Genomic DNA, 24,575 nt, shown 5'->3' with positions numbered 1-24,575 from the left:
GGTGAGGGCACCAGACCGCAGAGGACCCAATCACTCCCCAAGCGTCGCCACCATCACCGCCTTAATCGTATGCATCCGGTTTTCAGCCTGATCGAACACGATGCTCGCCGCCGACTCAAACACCTCGTCCGTCACCTCCATCCCGCCGTGCAGGTCGAACTCCTTCGCCATCTGCTTGCCGAGCGTGGTCTGGTCGTCATGGAACGCGGGCAGACAGTGCAGGAACTTCACGTTCGGATTGCCGGTCAGCGCCATCATTTGCGCGTTCACCTGATACCCTCGCAGCAGCGCAATCCGCTCCGCCCACTTCTCTTTGGCTTCGCCCATCGACACCCAGACGTCGGTATAGATAAAGTCCGCGCCCTTCACGCCCGCCGCCACGTCTTCCGTCAGGGTGATTTTGCCGCCGTGCTTCTCCGCCAGCGCGCTGCACTCCGCCACCAGGCTCTCTTCCGGCCAGCAGGCTTTCGGGGCCACCAGGCGCAGATCCAACCCGGTCAGCGCCGCCGCTTCCAGCATCGAGTTGCCCATGTTGTTGCGCGCGTCGCCCGCGTAGACCAGCGTCATCTCGTTAAACGCCTTGCCCGGCAGGTGCTCCTGCATGGTTAGCAGGTCCGCCAGCAGCTGGGTCGGGTGGAACTCGTTGGTCAGCCCGTTCCACACCGGCACGCCCGCATACTGCGCCAGCGTTTCGACGACTTCCTGGCCGTGACCGCGATACTGAATGCCGTCGTACATCCGCCCGAGAACGCGCGCGGTGTCCTTAATTGATTCTTTATGCCCAATCTGGCTGCCGCTCGGCCCTAAATAGGTGACGCGTGCGCCCTGGTCAAATGCGGCAACTTCGAAAGAGCAACGTGTACGAGTCGAGTCTTTTTCGAAGATGAGCGCGATGTTTTTACCGGTAAGCTTCTGTACTTCCTTGCCCTTTTTCTTATCGGCTTTGAGCTGTGCGGCAAGGGTCAGCAGAGAAGTGAACTGTGCAGGGGTAAAGTCGAGCAATTTCAGAAAGTGTTTCTTGTACAGATCAGACATTTTATCCTCACATGGCGAACGCCACTTATTGAATTAAAATTCACTTTATATGTGTAATTATTCATTTGCAACCCCGTTTCACAAATCTTTCCAACAAAGGTGGAGGCAAACCCGTCCGTGTGTGAAAATAGAAGTATCTGCCGCACTTTAAAGAGGATTGAGCCATGGCAAACCCGGAATTACTGGAAGAGCAACGCGAAGAGACGCGTCTGATTATTGAAGAGCTGCTGGAAGACGGTAGCGATCCGGACGCGCTGTACACCATCGAGCACCATTTCTCTGCGGATGATTTCGACGCGCTGGAAAAAATGGCCGTGGAAGCCTTCAAGCTGGGTTACGAAGTGACCGAGCCGGAAGAGCTGGAAGTGGAAGAGGGCGACACCGTCATCTGCTGCGACATCCTGAGCGAAGGCGCGCTGAAGGCGGAGCTGATCGACGCGCAGGTAGAACAGCTGATGAACCTGGCCGAGAAGTTTGAAGTGGAGTACGACGGCTGGGGAACCTACTTCGAAGATCCGAACGGTGAAGACGGCGAAGAAGGCGACAACGAAGATTACGTCGACGAAGACGACGACGGCGTGCGTCACTAAGTGATTCAGGCGGTGGCGCGCGCCACCGCTTTTTCAAGGCAGAACCATGGATTACCCGCAGATACTCGCCCCCGTACTCAACTTCCTCCAGTGCCCGACCCCGCAAGCATGGATTGATAAAGCCCGCGACCCGGCAAACCTGCCGATGCTGCTCACCGACCACATGGTGTGCGAGCTCAAGGCCGCCCAGACCGCGCTGCTGCTGGTACGTAAATACGTCGCCGACGAAAGCGGTGCCGACGCGCTGCTCGACTGGCTCAAACCCTACGAACAGTTCACCTTCCGCGACGGCCCGGAGCCGGACTTCATCGCCCTGCACAGGCAGATTGGCAAAAGCGTGATGCCCAAAACCGACGACCCGTGGGGCCAGGCGCTCATCGACAGCATGGTGCTGCTGATTAAAGAGGAGCTGCACCACTTCTGGCAGGTGCGCGAGGCGATGCTGGCCCGCGACATTCCGTACGTCAAAATCACCGCCAGCCGCTACGCCAAAGGGATGCTGAAGGAAGTGCGCACCCACGAACCGCTGACGCTGATCGACAAGCTCATCTGCGGTGCCTACATCGAAGCCCGCTCCTGCGAACGCTTCGCCGCGCTGGCTCCGTTCCTCGACGACGACCTGCAGAAATTCTATCTCTCGCTGCTGCGCTCGGAAGCGCGCCACTATCAGGATTACCTGACGCTGGCCCAGCAGGTGAGTGACGACGATATCTCACCGCGCATAAAGCTTTTTGGCGAAATTGAAGCCACACTTATCTCGACACCGGACAACGAGTTTCGCTTCCACAGCGGCGTGCCGGTGTAAACCGGCATAACTCAAGGATAAGGATGCGAGATGAATAAAACGTGGACCCGTATTGTGATTGTCGTCATTGCGGCTGCCGCCGTGGCGTTCTGGGTGTTTTTCGACAGGCAGCGCGCCCCGGAACGGCAGATGGATAACGCCCTCAACGCGATGCCCGCCTGGCAGGTGATTAAGGAGCAGGAGCCCGCGCTGCATCAGCGCATCCTCGACCAGATGGCCGCCCTGCAAAAAGCGGGCGAGCCGGAGCAGCAGATTATCGACACCATCCAGCCGCAGATCCTGCATCTGCAGATGTCGCGCCTGCAGAACGCCCCGGATGCCAACGTGGTGAACTACATGACCATCAACATGGAGCAGACCGCCGCCATCCAGAAGGTAAGCGACGACGCCTGTTTCCGCTTCCTCTACCCGATGGTGAAGGGCGGCATCAACCCGATGCGCATGCTGGATAAAGACCTGATGGCGCGGCGCATGCAGGCCGACGCCGACATGATGCGCGCGGCCTACGGCAAAAACCGCCACACCGTGACCCAAGCCGAGCGCGAGGCGGCCGTCGAGGATGTGCGGCCGATTATGAAGCAACTTGCCGATAAGTACGGCGAGGACATCCAGCTGCTGCAGATGCCGGAGAAGGCGGCGGGCAAAGAGAAGCTCTCCTGCGATATGGTGCAGGAGATGTGGGCTAAGGTGCTGGCGCTGCCGGAGCAGAAGGCTGCGAGGGTGATTCGGCTGGCGGTGTCTGAGCTGGACTGACGGTAGCGCTGGTTTTTTGGGCACTTAGCGCGGGTTTAGCGCGTCGTCGCTTGCATGGCGGCGCGCGACAGGTATAATCCACAACGTTTCCGCATCCCCTTCAGTGCCGAAGTGGCGAAATCGGTAGACGCAGTTGATTCAAAATCAACCGTAGAAATACGTGCCGGTTCGAGTCCGGCCTTCGGCACCATCGGAACATCAATAGACGTCAACGGACGTCTTTTTTTGTGCCTAAAATCCAGTATCCGCAAGGCTTTCCTCGCTTTTTCACTCTACCTAAGTCAACCTGATTCAATCTACATCAACTTACTGATGCGGGTACAACTGCGGGTATATCCCGGTTCGATAATTTTTGTACCCACACAGAATCCTTGAAAGGATACTCATCATGGCTCTGAGTGATGTGAAGGTTCGTTCGGCTAAGCCTGAAGCAAAAGCCTATAAACTTACTGACGGTGAAGGCATGCTGTTGCTGGTTCACCCTAACGGCTCAAAATACTGGCGGCTTCGTTATCGCTTCGGCGGCAAAGAAAAGATGCTGGCGTTGGGGAAATACCCCGAAGTCTCGCTGGCGGATGCCCGGGCACGCCGGGATGAAGCCCGTAAGCTGTTAGCGAATGGTGTCGATCCCAGTGAGAACAAGAAAGCTGTTAAGGTAGAGCAGGAGCAAGAGGCGATAACTTTTGAAGTGGTTGCCAGAGACTGGCACGCCAGCAATCAAAAGTGGTCTGAGTCCCTTAGTGCTCGTGTATTAAAAAGTCTGGAAGATAATCTCTTTGCTGCTATTGGTAAGCGGAACATTGCGGAACTAAAAACGCGGGATCTGCTTGTACCCATTAAAGCCGTCGAGTCATCAGGTCGTCTTGAAGTTGCCGCTCGTTTACAACAGCGCACTACCGCGATTATGCGCTTTGCTGTGCAGAGCGGTTTAATCGACTACAACCCTGCACAAGAAATTGCCGGTGCGGTTGCTACGGCGAAAAGACAGCATCGTGCGGCTTTGGAGCTTAAACGTATACCTGAATTACTTCATCGCATTGATCATTATTCCGGAAGACCATTAACCCGACTTGCAGTCGAACTTACCTTGTTAGTCTTTATCCGTTCGAGCGAACTGCGTTTTGCTCGCTGGTCTGAAGTAGATTTTGAAACGGCTATGTGGACGATTCCGGGCGAGCGTGAACCCTTAGAAGGTGTCAAGCATTCTCAGCGTGGTTCGAAGATGCGCACGCCTCATCTTGTTCCCTTGTCGCGGCAAGCTCTCGCTATTTTGGAAAAGATCAAAAGCATGAGTGGAAACCGTGAGCTGATCTTTGTGGGCGATCACGATCTGCGTAAACCTATGAGTGAAAACACGGTGAACAAAGCTCTGCGAGTGATGGGCTATGACACCAAAACGGAAGTATGCGGACATGGTTTCAGAACGATGGCGTGTAGTTCGTTGATTGAGTCGGGGCTATGGTCGAGAGATGCGGTAGAGCGGCAGATGAGCCATCAGGAACGCAGCTCTGTGCGGGCGGCTTATATTCATAAGGCGGAGCATCTGGGGGAGAGGAGGTTGATGCTGCAGTAGTGGGCGGATTAGCTGGATGCGAATATGCAAGAAGTTATCTCTCCCTTTGACTATGCCAAAACTAACAACCCATTGAGATAAGTTGGAACGAACTACTTCATCAATATTCGTTTTAAATAAGAGAATTCTAGCAAGGGGAAAAATATACTATAAATCACCGGGATATTTATAATAATGCATATCCCGGCGATTTACTGAACTGGATTGACTGTCTAATCATAGTGAAAATTCAGATCTTTTATGACAGTTATAGGTTGATTAGGTGTAGTAATAATTAATACCAGTAAATGTGAGATATACCACATCCATTAAGAGATGGCATGGTATTTGGATACAGTGAGCGGAGCACAGTACTGATCCTGACTGCGCCCCGCAAAACACGTCGGGATTATTTAACTGTGATCTGTCCGTTCATAAGTAGAGGGAGGAGCCAGTCTCGGAGTGCGATAAGTTGCTGATTTTCAAGTTCTAGTTTTTCCTGGCGGGAAAATATTCCAGTCACAGTTTTTGTAAAACTATCAGTAACAGAAAATGCTGGAAGCATAACGTTAATACTCTTCAAAACAGAACTGGAAACTTCTTTAAATGTCGAGCCCGAGGCATTTTTGACAATAACTGGCAAGTTATTTTTCACCGCATAGTACACATATTCCGTTGAGTAATTTTTTGAAGGAATGAAGGATTTAAAACCCTGATTTGTAGTCAGTTCATTTCGGGCAATCGCCATATAACCAATAGGAGCCCGTGAACTTAATAACACCGTTCCGGCAGGGTAAATCTTTAGTGATGCACTTTTAATCCCTTCAACAGAAACGTCTTGGGCACCACAAGAGATAAATTTATTACTCTGATTGTCAGACAGATCGTTTGGTGTGATCCATGGAGTACCATTTGCTGTAAAATTCTCTGGTTTACTGGTAGTGGGAGTACTACCACCTACAATTTGGCCTAAGTCGTCTAATGTTCCAGATTTCCAACCCGCCGGAATTTCGCGTTTCAGAGTAGTATCATACAACATTTTTCCACCGGAGGTTTTATATGGTTTCCCGTTGACATCAGGAAAATCAAACTGAACAAACCAGTAGTCATACAACGTTTTCGTCATCGCTTCCAGTTCAGCGTTGATGCGGTTGTTAAGGGCGATTTTTTTATCAATGGTAATCAGAATAGCCACCAATTTTTCTTGATGTTCTATTTTTTCTGGTATTCTGACTGGATAATTTTTTAAAGATACCAGATCAATCCCAGTTTGTCCTCCGGTTCTGGCCGATAATTTATCGACATATTGAAAAACAGAGTCTTGCTTAAGAAAATAGTATAAAAAATCACGACTTACACCCTCTTTAGGTATAACTTTCAGCAAGGCAACGTTATATGCACCTTTCAATCCGCGACATATTTGGAAAATTGGGGGGCCATATCTCCCAATCATAATATCGTATTCGTTACAAAATTTCTTCGTCGATGATTTTGGTATATAAGTAGGAAAAGCATCTGTTTTGTAATCACGCGTCTGAATCAACCTGACATACCCAGGTTTAGGTTCATAAATAAATTGCGATTTTGGAGGCTGACTTCCTCCGACAAAATCACATACATCTCTTATTTTCAGATAGTTAAATTTCATAGTTGATATCTGCCATCTGCATTCTTATTTTTACTTCTAACTCGCGCGACTGTTCAAAAAGATTATTTAAACTCTCCGAAAACCCTGTCATCTTTGCGGCAAACTGTTCCGGCGTCATATCGGTGTATTCAATTTTGACATCAAAATACTGGCCAGCGCTGAACGAGTAATTTTTCCCGACGATATCGTCATAGCTGACCACCACCGAGAAATCTTCTTCGCTCCATTTATTATTGAACACTTCGCAGATGCGCTGCTCTTCTTCTTCTGTCAGCACCGTTTTCTGGTTTTTACCGTCTTTGACTTTTTCCCCTAAGTTAGAAGCATCGATCAGTACCACTTTCTCTTTGTTGCTGGCGTCAATAAACAAGATCGACACATTGGTGCCGGTGGTGGCAAAGATATTCGACGGCATGGAGACCACTCCCGCCAGCATCTTATTTTTCACCAGATGTTCACGAATGCCTTTATCAATACCCGACTGAGCCGTGATAAAGCCGGTCGGCACTACGACCGCCGCTTTACCACCCGGCTTCAGCGAGAAAATGATGTGTTGCAGGAACAATTGGTAAATCGCCATTTTGTCTTTGGCGGCTTTGGGTACTTTCGGTATCCCGGCAAAGAAACGTTGCTGGTTTTCCTTACTGTCCAGCGCATCGCGGAAGTCGCTGAAATCCATCTTAAACGGTGGGTTAGAGACGATGTAGTCAAAGCGTTTCAGTGCGCTGCCGTCCTTGTGGAACGGATGCAGAATGGTATTGCCTTGGATAACGTTGGGGATCGAATGCACCAGATTATTGAGGATCAGGTTCAGACGCAGCAGGCTGGAGGATTTCTGCGAGATGTCCTGCGCAAAGATGCTGCAACGATCTTCCCCGATGGCGTGTGCCACGTTCATCAACAGTGTGCCGGAACCTGCGGATGGATCGTAACAACTTACGTTGCGCACGACGCCCTGTTGCGCTTTCGGTACCAGAATTTCCGCCATGATGCGTGCTACGGCATGGGGCGTGTAGTATTCAGCGTATTTACCGCCGGAGTTGCTGTTGTAGTCTTTGATCAGGTATTCAAAGATGGTGGCATAGAAGTCGAATTTCTGCGTAAAGATGCGCTCGAAGCTGAAATCGGCCAGTTTGTTGATAATGGCACGGCAGAAGTCGTCGCGCTTTGATTCGTCGGCGATGTACTGGCTCAAACGTTCAAACAGCACCACTTTTGCACCGCCGTCGGTTTTGACCGCGAAGACATCGTTGTTGGTAGCGGCGATGTCCATCAGGGTGTCGTCAAAGGTGGTGGCGAAATTGGCCTCATTTTGACGGTTGTATAAATACTGAATGAAGTGATGTGGCTTCAGACGCGCTGTGTCGGCGCTCATTTTCAGTTGCAGCTTATCCCGCTGTTCTTCACTCATCTGATTGAGCGCAACTTCCCATTTTTCGGCGCTGGCGATGCTTGTATCCACCTTTTTGGCTTCAAAGGCGAATTTGTCGTTCAGGAATTTGTATAGAAATGCCTGAGTGATGATTTTGAATTCGTTACCGTCGTTGCCCAGACCGTAGTTAGCACAAATGCTTTTCAGGCTATCGATCAGGGTTTTAGTTTTGTCTCTAAATTCCAGTTCTACCACGTACGTGCTCCGGTATTAAATTCGTTCAGGTATTCCGCCACAATCAGGCGGTTGATATCGCCAGCCGCTTTCGCACTGAGAGTGATCTTCTGTTGTTTTTCAAAGTGTTCCAGCACGCATGACACGATCTGGCGTTCAAAGTAGCTTTCATTGTTCAGTATTTGGCTATTGTTCAACACTTTTCCATCCGCATCCAGCTTGACACCGAGCAGTGCTTCGAAGATTTTACGCTCTGGCTCGCTAAGGCCGCCGTGCTCGCGCAGGCGTTTGTGGGTACGCGCGTATTTCACATCGCCTCGGTATTTCTGGCGCAGCAGGTTGTTCTGACGGTTCAGCTCTTTAATACGGTCATGAATTTTATTGAGTGTGCCAATATTCGCAACCATTTCTTCTTGGGTGACTTCGCTGAGTTTCTTTTTCTTAAACAGTCGCTCCAGTTCGTCTTTCAGGCTGACGAACTGCGGGTCCTGCTGGTCGAAGTTGGCGGCCAGCGCCTCGCGGGTACGGCGCAGCGTTTCTTTCAGTTCGTCGGCCAGTACCAACTCTTCTTCACCCACTTTATGGAATTCAAAGATCACCTCTTCCAGCGCCCGGTTCAGCAGGCCGGAGAGGTCAACGCCCTGTTCCAGATCCGCTTTCAGGTTGAGTAAGTCGAGGCGGCGGCTGGCTTCGCGGTAAAGGATGTTGAGTTTGTTGAAGTCCAGCGCCTGAAGAAATTCAGTGTTGCCCTGGAGGCGGATGAGGTTGTACAGGCTGCGGGCGTCGGCGAGCGCGTTTTTCAGCGCCAGCGCGGTTTCCCGGTCCTGGATCTGGTTTATCTGGTCAGTGAAGATTTCCGCGTTTTCCGTGTCGAAGGTAAACAGAACGTCTTTGATGTGTTCGATTTCTTCGCGGATCTCTTCCGCCGATTTGAACAGGCGGGAGTAGTGCTCCATTTCGTCGCCCAGTTCGGCCTGTAGCTCTTCAAAGTAGGCTTTGTTGGTGGCGTCAAATTCCTGGCGGATGTCGGCAAAGTCCACCACGTAGCCGTAGCGGAAGTGGTTGTACGTACGGTTGACGCGGGTCAGCGCCTGGAGCAGGTTGTGTTTTCTGATCACCCGTCCGAGGTAGAGTTTTTTCAGCCGTTTGGCATCAAAGCCGGTGAGCAGCATGTTGTAGACGAACAGCAGGTCAATCTCGCCCGCCTTGAATTGCTCCACCCACTCTTTGCGTTCCTGCTTGCTGCCGATGTCGTGCAGGATCAGGGCGGCGCGTTTTATTTTCCGCGTTTCTTTGGCGTGGATCTGGTAAACGGCGGCGGGTTCTGCGGCCTGTAATACCAGCATTTCGTCGGTGACGTCATCGGCGACGGTGGGTGATTCGGCGTAGTCAGTGTTGAATAACTCAAACATCTGTTTGGCCTGTTCAGAGCTGTCGCAAATCACCATGCCGCCGATGGTGTCATCATTCAGCGCGCCCCGGCTTTTGGCAAAGTCGGTGACGATGTAGTTCAGCATCGGTTTGACGAAGCTGGGATGGGCATAGATAAATTTGCGATCCACATCGCCCATTCTGACTTCCACCTCTTTTAGCGCCTGTTGCAGGATCATCCGGTAGTTGGTGGCGATCTCTTCGCGGATCAGGCGCAGCGTGTAGCCATCGGCAATGGAGGCGTTGTAGTAGTATTTGTGGATGTAGTCGCCGAAGATATCACGGGAGTTGTAGTCCGTTCCCAGCAGCGGCGTGCCGGTCAGGCCAATTTTGATGGCGTTGGTGTCCGACTGGCTTAAGTTCGCCAGGAAGCTCCCTTTGGGGTTGTAGCTGCGGTGGACTTCATCGAGGAAGTACACGCGCTGGATGTTGATGTCGTAGTCTTTGGTGGTGACGACGTCCGGGTCATCGCGGAATTTCTGGATGTTGACGACGGTGATTTCCGCTTTGCCGTGGTGGTTATGCAACGCCTGTGTCGCTTTGATGTCGCGGGTGAAGGCTTCGCGTGAGTCGATAAGGTGAACGATTAAGCCACGGGCGGTGAACTCACGCTGTGCCTGCTGGAGCAGATCCAGGCGATCAACAATAAAGTAGAATTTCGGGATCACCTGCTGATTCTGGAAGTAATCCGTCAGGAAGCGCACGTTGTAGTAAGCCAGCGCGGTTTTTCCGCTGCCCTGGGTGTGCCAGATGATGCCTTTTTTTACGCCAGCGTTGAGTTTACGTTCGATCGCTTTGGTAGCGAAGAGCTGCGGGTAGCGCATGATGTGTTTCTGGATGCCGCCCGACTCGGCGACGTATACCAGTGCATAGCGCAGGATAAATGCCAGCCGATCGCGGCTTAAAAGCGCGGTGCAGAGGCGGTTGGTTGGGCGGTTGTGATCTTTATTGGTCTGAAATTCCGGGTTGGTGCGGATTACTTCAAGGTTGTTGTCTTTCAGGATGGCGATTTCGGTTTCTTCTGACAGAGGTTTCAGTAACGCGGTCAGGTTGAAGAGTTCTTCTTCGCGAAAGTAGTTGAATACCGGATTGCTGTAAGAGCTGCTAGCGTAGAAAGCTCCCTGAATCGGCTCCGGGTCGCTGTCGTCATACTCCATGTTGTTGGAGAAGATCATGAACTGAGTGATATTGGCGAAGCGCTTGAATTTGGGGTTCTTAAAGCGTTCGTTGATGCGATTGCGTTCTGCGACGATGCCTTCGCGGTTGTTGGGTTTTTTCACTTCGATAAAAATCAGTGGCATGCCATTGATCAGTAGCGTGATGTCCGGGCGGAACTCTTCATCGCCGTTCTCGCAGGTCAGTTCGGTGACAACATGGAAGCTGTTGTTGTTGAAGTTGTCGAAGTCTATCAGTTTGATGCCGGAACGGTCGCTAAGTTTCTCGAAGAAGGCGCGGCCCAGGTCGTCGTAGTCAAGGAGAAGTGAGAGGTCTTTGAGCTGACGACCAATGTCGTCTGGTGCTATTCCGGGGTTTATTCTGCCAACCGCAGTGGTGAAGAGGTCAGGGAATATGTTGGTTTCTTTGTCCCAACGCTGTTCCTTCAGAGACAGGTAGCAATAGCCCAACCGTATTAGGTGTAAGATAACGGGGATTTTTACTCGGGTATCTTCAGTGAATTTCATTGTGTTCCCTGTTTTTGGTGTTTTTCACGTCTCAGGCCATGCGGTACTTCACAACCCAAGAACGGCTGGCAACAATGTCTGTTCAATTTGTATCTATGTTACACGTTCTCTTTTAACTACCCGAGTATATTTGTCGCGCTTTACTCGAAATGATATCCGTCGTACCAGACTCTGAAATTTTTCGTGAAAATCATGAATGGCTGCATAGTTGCGTATCCCGCACTGAACGATCATGTTTTCGCTTGGAACGTCGATCGGCTGTTCGTCAGGAGTCAACTTTCATGTCAGGCCAGAATACGTGGATAAGTCAGAAGAACGGTAGCCGGTTCTGCTTCTGCACAATTCGCTCAGATAACAGGAGAAGTTGCAGTTGGCACAGACTAGAGCTCTGTATGGCACGAACCTCAAGTTTGGTGAAACCATCCACGAAGGTTGCTCAAGCTGCGAATGAGGGTTGTAGGGGTTCAGTAATTCAGGGCGTTTAGGCGGTACAACCACCCACTGGCGGGTAAGCTGAATCGCTACCAATCTTCGCCACCATTCGTAATACCTCGCTGATAATCGAAATTCAATCTTCCACTATGCATCATCAACATGTGGCGTCTCCCGAGCCACACCTTGTGTAAGACAGTCGGTAGCGAATGTTGACGCAAGAAGATGCCCATCTGCAACCAAACTCCAGTTTGGAAGAGCAGCGTCTGAAAATATTACTCTTCAAACAACTTTTCCAGGCATTTAACTTCTTGTAAAGCTTCTTTATTCAGTACATCAAAATACAACCAACCATTATTGTTATTTCCTGTCAGATCTATTTTCCAGTTGGTCTTTACGTACCAAGCCAAAGCAGCGCGGCATGTAACAGAATGCACATTACCGCTGATCGAAAACTCGCGAGAGATTTTATCGACAATCTCAGGTCGAAGATCCTTTTTGAATGCAATGATAAAGGTAACCTCCTCATTCCATTCTCTGTCCGTCAACTCTGCAACCGTTGGCAGTATCGATTCCTCTTGCTCAACGTCAAAAATTCTCGATAACTTAAAGTTTTTAAACCCACTCAGTTTTGGATCAGAATCGTTTCGATCATAAGCTCTGAAGTACCAGTTTTTCCGATCTACAAATAATGCTGATGGAAATAGTATCCGTTTGCCATGTTCACCACTTTCTGATCCATATGAGCATTTGATTGCATAGCGACCTTTTATTGCCCTGGTAACAACATAGACCTGTTCTTCTTTCAAACGCTCGGGTAGATAAAGAGGGTCTATCTCATCAATCGGCAGCATCGGACGTTTTTGCATCAGCTCCGAACGAGAGAAACCATACTGGATCAGATTCAGCGCTGTATGAACACTAATCTGCACCAATGGAGTATAGGTACCTTGAGAAATAACCGTCCTTTTGGTTGCTGTATCAATACTACAGTTACCTGGCTTGAGTTCTCTGTATAAAGCAAGATCTTTTGAGGCTGCAGCCTGTGCAACTTTGAACTCAGCCATAATTTCGGCCCTGGATATGCTGCCGAGATAGCGTATACACAAATCGATATACGCCAGTCGCTCTGCCTGAGGAAGCGAATAGGCTTCAACCAGCAGTTCTAGATGAACGTCATGAAACTCTGCCATCGTAACACTCCGATAGATGATACATTAAGTATACTGTTCATTATCACATGTTGATCTACTTCTTGCAATGAGTTAGGATTGATACCTGTTGATAAATTGATCATCAGCAGTATCGTTCTGGCGGAATATTTGGATAGAACAATTGTTCTGTATGAGTATTTCTTCTGGAAGGAATGGTGAAGGTTGTTTGCAGACAACCTTCACCAGAAAAACAAAACCTCTGCGGAGGAATAATCCGCCACTTGAGCCCTGCTAATCGCAATTCGAGTATACGTTATTCACAACGTTATCGACAAGCCTGGCTCCAGTAGCGGTACCAACAAAACCGATATGGAGTAACTGATGGAAAAAGTAACCGACCAGTATTCACCTGAAATTGCGCGGCACAAGCTCAATGCTTATTTTTCAGGTAATTTCATAATGCTTGACGTGATAAAGCGTTTGCAAAAATCAAGCCTGTGCGTATTTGCAGCCTTATGTGATGGAAAAACGATCACAACTGCAGGGTATGAAATTAATGCCGATTTTAGCGTTAAACGAGCCTCTGCGGTCATTCACTCTTTGAAGCTGAAGAATCTCCCTGTCTCAACAAATTCCGTTTCAACGGGCTCTGATGTTGGTGGAATCACCAATCAGGCGGTTTTTTTCATCAGTAAAGAAGATCTTCATTCTCTAAAGTCCGATCCGGAGAAGATTATGAGGAAATGCGCAAGGCTACATGCGCAACATAAACGCTCACATGCACAAAGGGACATTGCTCGTCTGTGCAAGGAGTTTGGTAAGGAAGCGATCCTTAAATTAGTAAACCAAGCTGCAACCAACCCTAAGATGCCTCCTGATGGGATGAGTGCATGTTAATCGCAAAGGGGCTGTTTGCCCCTTTTTACACTAACTACAATAGCGGCCTATCAAGAATATTTCAGGAGAGATGGATTGCTACGGGTGAAGTTGAGCTGACCAAAGTGATGAGTAACTGAGTTAACTTACTCCGTGTCGATTAGTACCGCCTGATAATCATGCGGCGCTTTTTCGTAATATCCCATTCAGCCATGTCTCATCCCTGTCCGGGCGGTTATCCTGAGTCGCCCAAAGCGAAGCTATCTCCATCCCCGGAACCGCCTTCAGCAACTCCCGCAGCCCCTCTTCATCCAGGTCCGTAAACCGTCTTTCACCCTGCACGCGTTCACCGTTGCCATACTTAAAGGACACATACCAAACGCCGCCAGGCTTAAGCGCATCCGCAAGCTTCCTCATCACTGCAGGCAGCTCAGAAGAGGAGACATGCAGCAAAGAGGCACAGCACCAGATCCCATCGTACTGCGCTTTACCGTCGATCTCTAAAAACGTCATCAGCTTCACGGGTAACCCGGTATGTTGCCTTGCCAGTTCCACCATTGCGGAAGAGGCATCAAAAGCATCCACCTGATAACCCATCTCATAAAATGCTTTTGCGTCCCGACCTGAACCGCAGCCCGCATCCAGAACCCGTGCGCCGTGAGGAAGATGTTGTGTAAAGGCCGCGTAAAGCGGGGTCATATCAACATTGACCGTGCCATCGAAGAAATCCTGTGCGTGGTTCTGGTAGTAGTGAAGTGTCATTAAAACGTTGCCTCGCCTTCCGCGTTGGGTTTCCAGGTATGGATAAGTTTGTCCAGCGCAGCCTGCCAGTTGCGCTGAAGAAAGCTTTTCCGTGCTTCAGGACGTTGCCCCGTCTGTAGAACAATCGTCTCATGTAACGGCAGTTTGCTCTGAATAAAATACTCATTGCGGGTGTGCAACCGCTGCAGGAGCCTGAGCTCGGGAATGCGTGCCGACTTGCCTTCGACGCCACGGTTACAGCACCGACAGGCCAGCACTAAGTTCCATACGCCGTTAATATTGCTCACTTCATGGCGGGCAGCCCAGGGAATAAAGTGGTCGACGTCCGCCAGTTCTGCGTCTCCCGGTACCAGACTGATGGGCTTGAAGCAGTAAAAACACCGTCCTTTCTGGTAACCATTCAGGCTGTCGCGACAGCTGGTGATGTCTACGCGACGCGCATTTACCCTCGTGAACAACAGCTGATTATCTTCGTCGAACTCCACGCCCACAAGGTTACGTGAAATCCCCATCGACCAGGCCTGTTCTACCAGGTTCCAGCGGGCATTAGTTTCAAAGGCGAGGTTTTTATACTGCAGGCGTTCGCCCAGTAAATAGAAGTTATCCGTCAGGCGGATCCCGTTGTTGGTTTTGCGCTCATCAAGGAAAAAACGTTTATCGATCTCGCCCTGGTTCACGTAGTGAAAGGCATCAATCACGTTGTTAAAGCCAAGGCGCACCGTCGCTTCAATGAGCTGAGCGTGGGGGATTTCACCTCTGTTGAACTTCAGACAGGTTTCCAGAAATTGGCTGCTGCGGGAGGTGATCTGTTTTGGCGCGTGCTTCAGGTGCTCGCAAAGATAGCGGCTGAACGGCACAGCAAGCTGGTCGAGCGTAATCAAATCGCTGCCCGTCTTATCCACTTCATACAACGCTGACGCCAGCGCAAATTTGTAAGATGCGACGTTCCTTCCAAAGAGGATCACACCACGCCAGTAGTTCTCAAGCGTCGGATCGGCCTGATAAAATTCCATCGATGAAGTCCTGTTACGGTTGGCTGGGCAGGGCGTTACTAAAGCCTGTAACAGGATCACATAACAAAATCAGGGTGATGTAAATCGTTAATCTATAGGTTTGATGAATTTTTGTGGGATCTGAGAAGAAGGGCTGGATGCGACGGATTTGTCGTTAAAGGCAATTTAGCGAAAGAATAGATTTCTGGATGAGGCACATAGAAATGATTTTCAAACCTGCGATTTCCAGTATCACACCAAACCCTATTTCCTGAATCTCCCTCGTATTTCCCAAATTTACCCATCGCAAAACCGCTGTATTTATATTCAGCTGTGTATAATATGGCAGCAGTAATTACGCCAGTCAGAAAAACGCCTCTTCATAGGGATATCCTCATGTGGCTTATGAAGACATTACTAACATCATGGAGCAGGTCACTCTGCCAGCGGTTCGGTCTCGCCCCTTAGGGTAGAGGTCAACTTGATAAACTTCGCTTCCTGATACACCTCTGATGTTACCGCAACGGCCTTACACGTTGTCTTACCACCAACGGGCTATTATCTGAAAATCAGAGGTCTCTCGGAAGATAACCTTCTTATGTCCGATTGCGTAGGAGTACGATAAGCCAACAAATCATTATAGATAAAAGGGTTATCTATGGCTCTACATGGAAAGTTCGTAATTAATGATGCGTACTACTCCCCATTATCGTTTCCTGGTATAGGCACGTTTTTAGCTTTCTCTGGTAATGGTGCTTACCGTAATCGTGGGGCATGTGGAATGATCCCCAAAGAGGGGCCAGTACCAGCGGGTAAATACTGGATTGTTGACCGCCCTCAGGGTGGACTCAAGTCACAGCTAAACACAGTGGGAAGAGACATTTATAATCACTTCGCCAATGGTGCAACATTCAAACATTCTGAATGGTTCGCATTATGGCGTGATGATTGGGGGATCGACGATTACACATGGATTGAGAGCGTTCAGCGTGGCAATTTCCGTTTGCATCCAGGCGTACTATCAGAGGGTTGTATCACTCTCCCACATGATTCTGATTTTGCCATGTTGCGTAATGCTCTGTTGAGAAGCCAGAGAATAGATGTTCCTTGCATGAGGAAGTTACAGGCATACGGCACGATTGAGGTGATCTCCAATGGCAAAACATGCCCTTAGTTTATTCATCAAGATAGTGCTGTTCGCTGTTGTTATGCTGATCGTTGCTGAAATGGTTCCGTATGATGGATTAGTTAATTCTATTACGGAGCTTTTCGATTTCCAAAGCGCCGACAAGTTTACCCGCTTCATTTTAGGTGAACCTGATTCAGAAGTTTGGGAATCTTTAGACGGCTACTTTAGCATCTTAATCAATACATTAATCAGCGTACCTGTCATGAGCGCTATTACCACGGCGTACAGTGGCGCGACACACAAAATTAGTCCAGCAGGCATCCCCAAAGAGTGGTTCAGTTCCACATTGCGACGGTTAGCTAAAATCTTCGGGTTTACCTTCCTGTTTTGGGCGTTGTTTCGCTTGCTGCCTTATCAGTCTTTATTCCCGGATCAAACGTATTCAAATTTCACAATAGCGGCGATTGTGGGCTTTCAGTTGCTCTTAACGATTGTTTGCTACTGGTTCATCACGAAGAAAATCACAACTAAAAGGAGTTTGTAAAATGCCTATTCCGGCTTACATGTGGCTTAAGGACGATGGCGGCGCAGACATTAAAGGAGCTGTAGACGTTCAGGATCGTGAGGGGAGTATAGAGATTGTTGGCTTTAGTCATGGGCTGAACATTCCAGTAGACAGTGCCAACGGGAAGATTACTGGCAAGCGTTCACATTCTCCGATGATGATTGAAAAGGAGTTTGATAGCTCCAGCCCGTACCTATACAAAGCCGTTGCCACCGGTCAAACGTTGAAAAGTGCGGAGATTCGCTGGTATCGCATTAACCATGCTGGACAAGAAGAGTGCTACTTCGTCATGACCATTGAGGGTGTGAAAGTGACGGGCATTAACCCAGGGATGCCAAACGCTAAGATGACAGGAAACTCGCAGATCAACCACATGGAATCTGTTTCCCTGATGTATGACAAAATCACCTGGCGTTATGTTGATGGTAATGTCCAATATACGGACGATTGGAACGTAAGAGCGTAACAAATAGATCGGAGGCATTGAGTGCCTCCTCTTTATTAACGCTTATCCTCTCAAAGGAGCCTGTCCGTAATGCTGTGTTACTGCCATCGTATTAAAGGTGATCGCTCAGTTGGTCACCGAACTTGATAATAAAATGACTCATTTCCAGCCCGCAGATCGGCGAATGTTGCTCTGAGGTTCATGCGGGCGCTCACCTTATATTATGATAGCCCTCGCTGCGTAGTTTCTCTGACCCAACCCTTTTCCTGAATCCCCCTCGCAAAATTCAAATTTACCCCACCCAAACCGCTGTATTTATATTCAGTCCTGTATAATGAGCTCCAGAAATTACGCCGAACGGCAAAGGAAATATTGAAAGATATTTAACGAGGAATTCGCGATATGAAGGTGCTGCAACACCCCCATACCGCTAACCACAAACAACTAATCAGGAGTTGAAAATGGCTGCGACGAATTTTAAGCCAGAGTTTACTGTTTGCAAAACAGAATCAGACGCTTTCACCGGCATGATTGAAAACCGCGAGTTGGTACGCAAAAACAGCGCCCGCCGACTTCACGGCAACCCGCCTAATGCGGCGCCCGTCCATCCCCGCGCGGAAACGCCGCAGGACAGTGCCGCCTGCTGCGAACTCTATGCACGCATAGACATGAAATATCTTCTTCTGGGCGGCGAGTGGTTAACCCGTGCTGGCTTTATTAACGGCATGCCGGTAAAAATCCGCGCCATGAAAGACTGCATTGTCATTACGCCCCAGCATACAAGAGAATTATGGGGATGCCTGGAAGGGATGAGCGTGGTGAATATCAATAAACAGAAAGTCGCACAGTGGCTGAAGACCTTTCCGGGAGCGCTGAATGATACCGGTGATATACCGACTGTTAAGCGTGGAACAGGGAAGGCGATGTCCGAGTAACCGTGCTTCCCACCTCATGTAATCCTTGGAGCAATAAAACGATACGGGCATGTTATCCCATGCCCGTAATCTTCAGAAATCACTCGTGCTGTACCTGCTCTTTCACAGCCTTAACCAGCACAGCGTGAAGTTCGCCGACGGTTAAATCGCGTATCACAGGTTCGGGTATGCCACGTACCCAGCGGATAAACCGACAGATGCCAAAAAAGTCTATACCTTCACCCGTAAACAGATACTCATTTTCTGCGAGAGAGAACGTTTTCATATAGCCATCTTCTTCCGTGGCAAGCTGAGCGCCAAACGCTTCTTCGCAGTCTTCCAGTAGGTCTTCGCCGTCCATACCGCAAATATGCAAATCGGCCTCAATCAACGTATTGCTATCGATAGGTTTACGATGCTCACCTGAGGAGTTTCGAACAACCTCAATGACTTGAGAGAGTGTGGGTTCCATCATGATGCTCTCCTTTAATGCGGTGGAAATCATCGCCAGTGCTTCCCGGCGTCGTTCCGCTTGGTCGGACCGACAAGCACAACGTTACCTCGGCCCGAGAAATTTTAAAGTCGGTTCAGGCTATCGCCATATGATTCCAGGCATCTCTGTAAACTATATTCCCGTCACAGTGTTTCCAGGTGATTGCCTCATATCTTAGCTCGATTGTCTCTGTATGCGTTCCTGTTCCAGAACCCGGGAACAGATTTGGTGTAATCCCCGTGATTTTTACATTCTCCAGGATAATGTTGAAATATTCTCTCTCGATTCCTGCATCATCAATTTGATACATTTTGATCGTAGCCGATTTTAGCGTTTGGTTTTCACACAGTGCCCTGATAAGAACCGGAGTTGTTTTATCAAACACTTTCTGAACAGCAATCGGTGTATGTACACGGGTACCTGTTAGTCGGCCTGTATTTCCACTCACAGGAATGGTGAGGTGATGAGTGACTGCCTTTAATTCAATAGCACCTAACCGACCGGACACCATGGAACCTCCTACGACGGGTGAGCCATTAGCATCGGTTAACCATAGATATGCTGGATTTGACATGATTATTCCTCATCTATATTTACAAAAGAAGGTAGGTGCAACATCGCCACGACCCATATGAATAAGCCAATTATTTTCAGCGGCCATGGTTCAAGGACAGCTATACAAGCAAATGCCCCGATGATCATTAAGGGACCTGATAACACATCCAGGAGCCCGCCCAAAATATGTATCTTTCCTGGCAGGAATTTATTTATTACAAATGAAATAATGTAAGCACTTATGGTAATAATGCAAAAGGCGATTGTTTTATCATGCCAGGTTTCGAATTCTATCCAGCAAAGGATATAGGCTAAAAGTAAATATGAGCAAAGAAGCAGATTTATAATTGGGATGATAAACTTACTCATACGCGCCTACCGTAGTGTGTGTTGTTAGTTTTTCATTAACTTTCTTCATGATCTGATTAAATACAGGCATACCTTCTGAATAACCTGCATGGATAGCATCTACGAAAGGCTGGACGGCATCAGCGAACAGAAAATAAAGTAGATCGTAGTCTCTGGGTCTCAGAAGTTGATATATCTCAGGGGCTTCGGCTTTGAGTCTGTCAGATGTTCTGATTGAGCGTTCAGCCATTCCCCCAAACAAAAGGAGTGTGCTCAGTGCCGTGATTGGTTTTTTTTTCCTTTGAAAACAACAAATGTGAAGGACGTTCTTTCAATAACATGTTTTGCGATAGTAGATGCAATAATATTGGTTGATATTCTACCTGCAATTGAAGTCGTTACAGATCGGTATATTTTATCCTGCTCATCCTCGGTTAAATATCTATTGAATACTTTAAAAATACTTTTAACAGCGTTGACAATGTTCTCGTAATTCAAAATGTCGTTTTTTATGGCAGTCATCATTCTTATACGTTGAGTTTCACGGGCATACCTCGTATCCGTGTCAAAGATACCATAGACCAGATATCCATAATCTAGCGGTACAGATAGCCCTCCATTTATAAGCCCAGTAACTGTATCAGGAGAAACGATAATATTGCATAATCTCCGGGCTATATCTTCTACATCGGCCATAATAATCCTTTAAAAGCGCAATAAAGGATTTATCAATGTAATATTAATGTGACTGAAGCAATTTATATTATCTAAATAAGAAGTTAAGTATTGTTAGAGGTATCAATTTCAATTTTAATGAGATAATAAGCGGCTTCATGCTAATCCCACGCACCCCACCGCTCAACCTAACTTAACTAAACACCGGCACCCCCAGCCCAACCTTCACCTCCCTCAACGTCTCCTGCGTCACCCCCTGCGCCCGTTCGGTCCCGTGCTTCAGCATCGCCATCAGCTCCCCCTTGTCCTGCATATACATCGCCCTCCGCTCCCGCATCGGTGCAATCAGTTCCTGCAAACACCCCTCCAGCTCGTTCTTGCACGCCCGGTCACCCAGCCCGCCTGCCTGATAGTGCGATTTCATCGCCGCCACTTTCTCCTTGTCCGGATGAAACGCGTCGAGATACGTAAACACAACGTTCCCCTCAATCTGCCCCGGGTCGCTCACCTTCAGGTGGTGCGGGTCGGTGTACATGGCGCTCACCGCACGGTGAATGGTCTCTTCGCTGGCCGAAAGGTGCAGCGTGTTGCCCAGCGATTTCGACATCTTGGCGCTGCCGTCGATGCCGGGCAGGCGGCTGGTGTCGCTCAGCATCGCCTTGCAGTGGCGCAGCACCGGGGCGGGCAGCAGGCTATTCATCTTGTGCACAATCTCGTTGGTCTGCTCAATCATCGGCAGCTGGTCGTCGCCGACCGGCACGCACTCGGCCTTGAACGCGGTGATGTCAGCTGCCTGGCTGATGGGGTAGGCCATAAACCCGACCGGCAGTGAGCGGGCGAAGCCCTTCTGCTCAATCTCGTTTTTCACCGTCGGGTTACGCTCCACGCGGGCGACGGTGACGATGTTCATATACAGCATCGTCAGCTCGGCGAGGGCGGGCAGGGCGGACTGGAGGCAAATCGTGGTCAGGTTCGGGTCGATGCCGGCGGCGAGGTAGTCGGCCAGCACTTCGGGGATGTTGTCGCGAATTTTTTGCGGGTTGCTGCCGTTGTCGGTCAGCCCCTGCAGGTCGGCAATCAGCACAAACTGGTTGTGCGTGTGCTGGAGCGCCACGCGCTGGCGCAGCGATCCGACGAAGTGGCCGAGGTGCAGCGGGCCGGTTGGGCGATCGCCGGTGAGGATGGTGGGTGCGTTCATAAAGACTCCTTAACGTTGTAATACCGAAAGGGGTCTTAGAAAAGTGAAAGCCGCCTTTCGGCGGCTATCTGAAATGGGAAAAACTACTCCGTGCCGCCTTTAAGAAGGCAGCCACCAGCGGTTTACGGTGAGCATGGCGTGGTTTATGTTCATGCTTTTACCGTACCACGTCAGGCGCGAAAAACAAAAGGGCACGTCATGCTGCAATCACTCAACCACCTGACCCTCGCGGTCAGCGACCTGCAAAAAAGCGTCACCTTCTGGCACGAACTGCTGGGGCTGACCCTGCACGCCCGCTGGAATACCGGGGCCTATCTCACCTGCGGCGATCTGTGGGTCTGCCTGTCGTACGACGAGGCGCGCCGGTACGTGCCGCCGCAGGAGAGCGACTATACCCACTACGCCTTTACCGTGGCGGAAGCGGATTTTGAACCGTTCTCACAAAGGCTCGAGCAGGCGGGCGTCACCCTCTGGAAGCAGAACAAAAGCGAGGGGGCGTCGTTCTATTTTCTCGATCCGGACGGGCATAAGCTGGAGCTGCACGTGGGCAGCCTCGCCGCGCGGCTGGCGGCGTGTCGCGAGAAGCCCTACGCGGGCATGGTGTTTACCTCAGACGAGGCTTGAGGCGCGCACTTTCAGCCTGCCCGCCAGCGTCACGTGCGTGGCGGCATCTTCCTCATTGCACAGGTACTCCACCGCCAGCCGTCCCAGCTCGCTGTAGGGCAGCTGGATACTGGTCAGCGGCGGGGTGAGCTGCTCGGAGATCTTCTGGTCGTCGTAGCCCGCCAGCAGCATGTCCTGCGGGATGCGCACGCCGTTCACCGCCAGCGCCTGATAGCAGCCAATCGCCAGCCAGTCGCTGGCGCAGAAGATGGCGTCCGGGCGTTCGGTCAGTTCCAGCAAAGAGGTGGTGGCGGTAAAGGACTCGCTGAACTGCCAGTTGGTCTGGCGCACCAGGCCGTCGTCGCACGCGAGTCCGGCCTGCTGTAGCGCCGCCCGGTAGCCCGCCAGACGCTGGCGGGAGGCCTCCATCCAGCTCTCGCCGGTGATGTGGGCGATGCGCGTGGCCCCGCAGGCGATGAGGTGTTTAGTCACCTGGAAAGCGTTGGCGTAGTCGTCCGGGATAAACGACGGCAGCAGCGGCGAGCCGGGGTCTCGCTGGTTGAGTAGCACCAGCGGGATGCGGGTGCAGTCGTGAAACGCCGTCATGTCCACCAGCGTGGTGACCGGAGAGGCGAGAATAATCCCGATGCAGTTGCGCTTGTCCAGCTGGCGGATAATGTTCAGCGCCAGCTCCACGTCGTCGCCGTAGTCGTAGACGGTGAGCAGGGTCTCGTTGCGCCACGCGGCTTCCCGCGCCTGGCTGATGGCGTCGATAAACGGGTCAAAGCTCTGCAGCGAGCTGACCAGCAGGGCGATCTCTTCCTGGTTGCGCGGGGCGTGAACGGTGGGGAGGCGGTCGTAGCCGAGCTCGGTGGCGACGCTAATCACCCTGTGGCGGGTCTCGTCGCTAAGCTTGATGTTGCGGGACTGGTTAAGCACCAGCGATACCGTCGCCTGCGACACCCCTGCCGCCCGCGCAATATCGTTCATCGTCACTTTTGTTTTTCGCTTCATCCGTCCTCTCCCTTTCGCGACTTCGCATCATACCCTAACCGCACGCTTTAGCGCCGTCGATCACGTTTCTCATTCATCGAAGCGTGAACTTTGTGAGTGGCATCGCTTTTCTAAACGCCGTGATTTGCGCATTTATCCCGCAACTAATATTTATTAGCTAAATATTATCAGTAAGAGGATGCGTAATGAAAGAGCAGTGGAGCAGGGAGCAGGCACAGGCGTGGTATGAGCAGAAAGGCTGGCTGTGCGGGTTTAACTATTTGCCGTCGACGGCGGTGAACTGGACCGATATCTGGCAGGCAGAGACCTTCGATGCCGCAACCATTGACCGCGAGCTGGGCTGGGCGGCGGACGCGGGCTATAACACCCTGCGCATTAATCTGCCGTTTATCGTCTGGGAGGATGACCGCGACGGGCTGATGGCGCGCATCGACCGCTTTTTGACGATTGCCGACGGTCACGGGTTCAGCACCATGCTGACCCTGATGGACGACTGCGGCTTCTCCGGCGACGAGCCGTACCTCGGCCCGCAAAAGCCGCCCGTGCCGGGCAAGCACAACAGCCAGGCGGCGGCGAGCCCCGGTCGCGATAAGGTGTGCGATCCCGACTGCTGGGCAGACATTGAACGCTATATCCGCGACGTTGTGCGCCAGTTCCGCGACGACAGGCGCGTGTTGCTTTGGGATCTCTATAACGAGCCGGGCAACCGCGGCATTTTCGCGACCGGCACACAGGAGGTGCAATACGACGCGAAGCTGGAGACCTGCGCCCACGCGCTGATGAAGCTGGCGTTCCGCTGGGTGCGTGAAGAAGACCCGACCCAGCCGCTCACCGTCTGCGCGTGGCGCGTCCCGCCGGAAGAGGAGGGCGAGACGTTCTTCCAGCACCCGCTGGACCAGACCGCGCTGGCGCTCTCGGACGTGGTGAGCTTCCACGCCTACACCCACACGGGGCGCATGACGGCGATGATTCAGCAGCTGCAAAAGCTCGGTCGCCCACTGTTCTGCACCGAATGGCTGGCGCGCCACGTGGGCAGCACCATCGAAGAGCAGCTTCCGCTGATGTACATGGCGAAGGTTGCGCCGTATCAGTGGGGGCTGGTGCGCGGCAAAACCCAGACGTGGCTGCCGTGGCCGGTGGTGATGAAAGAGTCTACGGACTACTGTCGCCTCTGGTTCCACGACGTGTTTGAGGAGAACGGGATTCCGTTCTCACGCGCTGAAATTGCGCTGATGCAGAAGCTGCGCAAAATCGCCCCGAATCCGCAGGGCTAATAATAACGACCCGGCGCGCTGTCGCCGGGCAACCAGGTACGCAC

23 protein-coding genes, 1 tRNA gene and 2 pseudogenes are annotated in these 24,575 nt (G+C 50.8%); 12 read left to right on the top strand and 14 right to left on the bottom strand.

Going from position 1 to position 24,575, the window contains the following annotated elements:
• Nucleotides 1-30 precede the first annotated feature (30 nt).
• Nucleotides 31-1,035, bottom strand: a complete 1,005-nt coding sequence (gene argF / locus IM265_RS06790) for an ornithine carbamoyltransferase (protein WP_045339574.1) — start codon at nt 1,033-1,035, stop codon at nt 31-33.
• A complete protein-coding gene (locus tag IM265_RS22005) occupies nt 1,005-1,100 on the bottom strand; it encodes a hypothetical protein (RefSeq protein ID WP_213014347.1) in 96 nt (31 codons plus the stop codon). The genes argF and IM265_RS22005 overlap by 31 nt, the downstream gene beginning before the upstream one ends.
• 99 nt (nt 1,101-1,199) lie before the next feature.
• On the opposite strand from IM265_RS22005, the gene rraB reads away from it, so the two are divergent.
• From rraB to IM265_RS06765, 5 genes and pseudogenes are all read left to right on the top strand, one after another.
• Nucleotides 1,200-1,625 (top strand): ribonuclease E inhibitor RraB, encoded by a 426-nt coding sequence (gene rraB / locus IM265_RS06785; RefSeq protein ID WP_193030125.1) that lies wholly within the window; start codon nt 1,200-1,202, stop codon nt 1,623-1,625.
• Between the two features lie 46 nt (nt 1,626-1,671).
• Nucleotides 1,672-2,430, top strand: a complete 759-nt coding sequence (miaE, locus tag IM265_RS06780; RefSeq protein ID WP_047364026.1) for a tRNA isopentenyl-2-thiomethyl-A-37 hydroxylase MiaE — start codon at nt 1,672-1,674, stop codon at nt 2,428-2,430.
• 30 nt (nt 2,431-2,460) lie between these two features.
• Nucleotides 2,461-3,183, top strand: a complete 723-nt coding sequence (locus tag IM265_RS06775) for a topoisomerase II (RefSeq protein WP_193030127.1) — start codon at nt 2,461-2,463, stop codon at nt 3,181-3,183.
• A 105-nt stretch (nt 3,184-3,288) separates the two neighbouring features.
• A tRNA-Leu gene (locus IM265_RS06770) sits at nt 3,289-3,373 on the top strand.
• A gap of 198 nt (nt 3,374-3,571) precedes the next feature.
• A pseudogene (locus tag IM265_RS06765) lies at nt 3,572-4,837 on the top strand (tyrosine-type recombinase/integrase).
• Nucleotides 4,838-5,144: 307 nt separating this feature from the next.
• Here the strand turns inward: IM265_RS06765 and IM265_RS06760 are convergent.
• From IM265_RS06760 to IM265_RS06745, 4 genes are all read right to left on the bottom strand, one after another.
• Nucleotides 5,145-6,383 (bottom strand): restriction endonuclease subunit S, encoded by a 1,239-nt coding sequence (locus IM265_RS06760; RefSeq protein WP_193030129.1) that lies wholly within the window; start codon nt 6,381-6,383, stop codon nt 5,145-5,147.
• A complete protein-coding gene (locus tag IM265_RS06755) occupies nt 6,373-8,010 on the bottom strand; it encodes a class I SAM-dependent DNA methyltransferase (protein ID WP_193030131.1) in 1,638 nt (545 codons plus the stop codon). The genes IM265_RS06760 and IM265_RS06755 overlap by 11 nt, the downstream gene beginning before the upstream one ends.
• The gene (locus IM265_RS06750; protein ID WP_193030133.1) at nt 8,004-11,102 is read right to left on the bottom strand and encodes a type I restriction endonuclease subunit R; all 3,099 of its coding nucleotides are present in this window, start codon (nt 11,100-11,102) and stop codon (nt 8,004-8,006) included. The genes IM265_RS06755 and IM265_RS06750 overlap by 7 nt, the downstream gene beginning before the upstream one ends.
• 707 nt (nt 11,103-11,809) lie before the next feature.
• Complete coding sequence (locus IM265_RS06745; protein ID WP_112792943.1) at nt 11,810-12,727, bottom strand: WYL domain-containing protein; 918 nt, start codon at nt 12,725-12,727, stop codon at nt 11,810-11,812.
• 342 nt (nt 12,728-13,069) lie between these two features.
• On the opposite strand from IM265_RS06745, the gene IM265_RS06740 reads away from it, so the two are divergent.
• A complete protein-coding gene (locus IM265_RS06740; RefSeq protein ID WP_044863979.1) occupies nt 13,070-13,585 on the top strand; it encodes a hypothetical protein in 516 nt (171 codons plus the stop codon).
• Between the two features lie 156 nt (nt 13,586-13,741).
• On the opposite strand, the gene IM265_RS06735 is transcribed toward IM265_RS06740, so the two are convergent.
• Nucleotides 13,742-14,326, bottom strand: coding sequence for a bifunctional 2-polyprenyl-6-hydroxyphenol methylase/3-demethylubiquinol 3-O-methyltransferase UbiG (locus IM265_RS06735; protein ID WP_193030135.1), 585 nt, complete (start codon nt 14,324-14,326; stop codon nt 13,742-13,744).
• A complete protein-coding gene (locus tag IM265_RS06730; protein ID WP_126817940.1) occupies nt 14,326-15,339 on the bottom strand; it encodes an HNH endonuclease domain-containing protein in 1,014 nt (337 codons plus the stop codon). Before IM265_RS06730 ends, IM265_RS06735 begins: the two co-directional genes overlap by 1 nt.
• Before the next feature lie 637 nt (nt 15,340-15,976).
• Between IM265_RS06730 and IM265_RS06725 the strand changes: the two genes are divergently transcribed.
• The 4 genes from IM265_RS06725 (at nt 15,977) to IM265_RS06710 (ending at nt 18,392) form a co-directional block, all read left to right on the top strand.
• The gene (locus tag IM265_RS06725; RefSeq protein WP_040020222.1) at nt 15,977-16,492 is read left to right on the top strand and encodes a DUF2778 domain-containing protein; all 516 of its coding nucleotides are present in this window, start codon (nt 15,977-15,979) and stop codon (nt 16,490-16,492) included.
• Nucleotides 16,473-16,991 carry a hypothetical protein gene (locus IM265_RS06720; RefSeq protein ID WP_193030137.1) on the top strand — a complete coding sequence of 173 codons (519 nt, stop codon included), beginning with the start codon at nt 16,473-16,475 and terminating at the stop codon, nt 16,989-16,991. The genes IM265_RS06725 and IM265_RS06720 overlap by 20 nt, the downstream gene beginning before the upstream one ends.
• A 1-nt stretch (nt 16,992) precedes the next feature.
• A complete protein-coding gene (locus tag IM265_RS06715) occupies nt 16,993-17,478 on the top strand; it encodes an Hcp family type VI secretion system effector (RefSeq protein WP_041911356.1) in 486 nt (161 codons plus the stop codon).
• Nucleotides 17,479-17,918: 440 nt separating this feature from the next.
• Nucleotides 17,919-18,392, top strand: a complete 474-nt coding sequence (locus tag IM265_RS06710; protein ID WP_193030292.1) for a SymE family type I addiction module toxin — start codon at nt 17,919-17,921, stop codon at nt 18,390-18,392.
• A gap of 79 nt (nt 18,393-18,471) precedes the next feature.
• Here IM265_RS06710 and IM265_RS06705 read toward each other — a convergent pair whose 3' ends face one another.
• From IM265_RS06705 to trpS, 5 genes and pseudogenes are all read right to left on the bottom strand, one after another.
• On the bottom strand, nt 18,472-18,843 hold the full coding sequence (locus IM265_RS06705; RefSeq protein WP_193030294.1) for a hypothetical protein: 372 nt from the start codon (nt 18,841-18,843) through the stop codon (nt 18,472-18,474).
• 115 nt (nt 18,844-18,958) lie between these two features.
• On the bottom strand, nt 18,959-19,438 hold the full coding sequence (locus IM265_RS06700) for a type VI secretion system tube protein TssD (RefSeq protein ID WP_048999276.1): 480 nt from the start codon (nt 19,436-19,438) through the stop codon (nt 18,959-18,961).
• Nucleotides 19,439-19,440: 2 nt separating this feature from the next.
• Nucleotides 19,441-19,788, bottom strand: a complete 348-nt coding sequence (locus IM265_RS06695) for a hypothetical protein (RefSeq protein ID WP_193030139.1) — start codon at nt 19,786-19,788, stop codon at nt 19,441-19,443.
• Nucleotides 19,781-20,463, bottom strand: a pseudogene (locus tag IM265_RS06690) (hypothetical protein). Before IM265_RS06690 ends, IM265_RS06695 begins: the two are co-directional and overlap by 8 nt.
• A gap of 172 nt (nt 20,464-20,635) precedes the next feature.
• Complete coding sequence (trpS, locus tag IM265_RS06685; protein ID WP_193030141.1) at nt 20,636-21,640, bottom strand: tryptophan--tRNA ligase; 1,005 nt, start codon at nt 21,638-21,640, stop codon at nt 20,636-20,638.
• Nucleotides 21,641-21,838: 198 nt separating this feature from the next.
• Here trpS and fosA point away from each other — a divergent pair, with 198 nt between their 5' ends.
• Nucleotides 21,839-22,264 carry a FosA/FosA2 family fosfomycin resistance glutathione transferase gene (fosA, locus tag IM265_RS06680; protein WP_193030143.1) on the top strand — a complete coding sequence of 142 codons (426 nt, stop codon included), beginning with the start codon at nt 21,839-21,841 and terminating at the stop codon, nt 22,262-22,264.
• On the opposite strand, the gene IM265_RS06675 is transcribed toward fosA, so the two are convergent.
• Nucleotides 22,250-23,257, bottom strand: a complete 1,008-nt coding sequence (locus IM265_RS06675; RefSeq protein ID WP_193030145.1) for a LacI family DNA-binding transcriptional regulator — start codon at nt 23,255-23,257, stop codon at nt 22,250-22,252. The two genes, fosA and IM265_RS06675, sit on opposite strands and share 15 nt — an antisense overlap.
• Nucleotides 23,258-23,442: 185 nt before the next feature.
• On the opposite strand from IM265_RS06675, the gene IM265_RS06670 reads away from it, so the two are divergent.
• Nucleotides 23,443-24,531 carry a cellulase family glycosylhydrolase gene (locus IM265_RS06670; RefSeq protein WP_193030147.1) on the top strand — a complete coding sequence of 363 codons (1,089 nt, stop codon included), beginning with the start codon at nt 23,443-23,445 and terminating at the stop codon, nt 24,529-24,531.
• Nucleotides 24,532-24,575 lie beyond the last annotated feature (44 nt).

The organism is Enterobacter cloacae complex sp. P17RS (genome assembly GCF_014895885.1).
Taxonomy (GTDB): Bacteria; Pseudomonadota; Gammaproteobacteria; order Enterobacterales; family Enterobacteriaceae; genus Enterobacter; species Enterobacter bugandensis.
Note: the sequence above shows the minus strand (reverse complement) of the source record. Positions and strands in the feature narration are given on the sequence as shown.

Excerpts from the sequence above, each read along its gene's own strand:
- IM265_RS06675 (WP_193030145.1), bottom strand. The coding sequence starts at position 23,257 with ATGAAGCGAAAAACAAAAGTGACGATGAACGATATTGCGCGGGCGGCA.
- IM265_RS06775 (WP_193030127.1), top strand. The coding sequence starts at position 2,461 with ATGAATAAAACGTGGACCCGTATTGTGATTGTCGTCATTGCGGCTGCC.
- miaE (WP_047364026.1), top strand. The coding sequence starts at position 1,672 with ATGGATTACCCGCAGATACTCGCCCCCGTACTCAACTTCCTCCAGTGC.
- IM265_RS06730 (WP_126817940.1), bottom strand. The coding sequence starts at position 15,339 with ATGGAATTTTATCAGGCCGATCCGACGCTTGAGAACTACTGGCGTGGT.
- IM265_RS06750 (WP_193030133.1), bottom strand. The coding sequence starts at position 11,102 with ATGAAATTCACTGAAGATACCCGAGTAAAAATCCCCGTTATCTTACAC.
- fosA (WP_193030143.1), top strand. The coding sequence starts at position 21,839 with ATGCTGCAATCACTCAACCACCTGACCCTCGCGGTCAGCGACCTGCAA.
- IM265_RS22005 (WP_213014347.1), bottom strand. The coding sequence starts at position 1,100 with ATGAATAATTACACATATAAAGTGAATTTTAATTCAATAAGTGGCGTT.
- IM265_RS06705 (WP_193030294.1), bottom strand. The coding sequence starts at position 18,843 with ATGGAACCCACACTCTCTCAAGTCATTGAGGTTGTTCGAAACTCCTCA.
- trpS (WP_193030141.1), bottom strand. The coding sequence starts at position 21,640 with ATGAACGCACCCACCATCCTCACCGGCGATCGCCCAACCGGCCCGCTG.
- rraB (WP_193030125.1), top strand. The coding sequence starts at position 1,200 with ATGGCAAACCCGGAATTACTGGAAGAGCAACGCGAAGAGACGCGTCTG.
- IM265_RS06745 (WP_112792943.1), bottom strand. The coding sequence starts at position 12,727 with ATGGCAGAGTTTCATGACGTTCATCTAGAACTGCTGGTTGAAGCCTAT.
- IM265_RS06735 (WP_193030135.1), bottom strand. The coding sequence starts at position 14,326 with ATGACACTTCACTACTACCAGAACCACGCACAGGATTTCTTCGATGGC.
- IM265_RS06695 (WP_193030139.1), bottom strand. The coding sequence starts at position 19,788 with ATGAGTAAGTTTATCATCCCAATTATAAATCTGCTTCTTTGCTCATAT.
- IM265_RS06700 (WP_048999276.1), bottom strand. The coding sequence starts at position 19,438 with ATGTCAAATCCAGCATATCTATGGTTAACCGATGCTAATGGCTCACCC.
- IM265_RS06760 (WP_193030129.1), bottom strand. The coding sequence starts at position 6,383 with ATGAAATTTAACTATCTGAAAATAAGAGATGTATGTGATTTTGTCGGA.
- IM265_RS06720 (WP_193030137.1), top strand. The coding sequence starts at position 16,473 with ATGGCAAAACATGCCCTTAGTTTATTCATCAAGATAGTGCTGTTCGCT.
- IM265_RS06715 (WP_041911356.1), top strand. The coding sequence starts at position 16,993 with ATGCCTATTCCGGCTTACATGTGGCTTAAGGACGATGGCGGCGCAGAC.
- IM265_RS06710 (WP_193030292.1), top strand. The coding sequence starts at position 17,919 with ATGGCTGCGACGAATTTTAAGCCAGAGTTTACTGTTTGCAAAACAGAA.
- IM265_RS06725 (WP_040020222.1), top strand. The coding sequence starts at position 15,977 with ATGGCTCTACATGGAAAGTTCGTAATTAATGATGCGTACTACTCCCCA.
- IM265_RS06740 (WP_044863979.1), top strand. The coding sequence starts at position 13,070 with ATGGAAAAAGTAACCGACCAGTATTCACCTGAAATTGCGCGGCACAAG.
- argF (WP_045339574.1), bottom strand. The coding sequence starts at position 1,035 with ATGTCTGATCTGTACAAGAAACACTTTCTGAAATTGCTCGACTTTACC.
- IM265_RS06670 (WP_193030147.1), top strand. The coding sequence starts at position 23,443 with ATGAAAGAGCAGTGGAGCAGGGAGCAGGCACAGGCGTGGTATGAGCAG.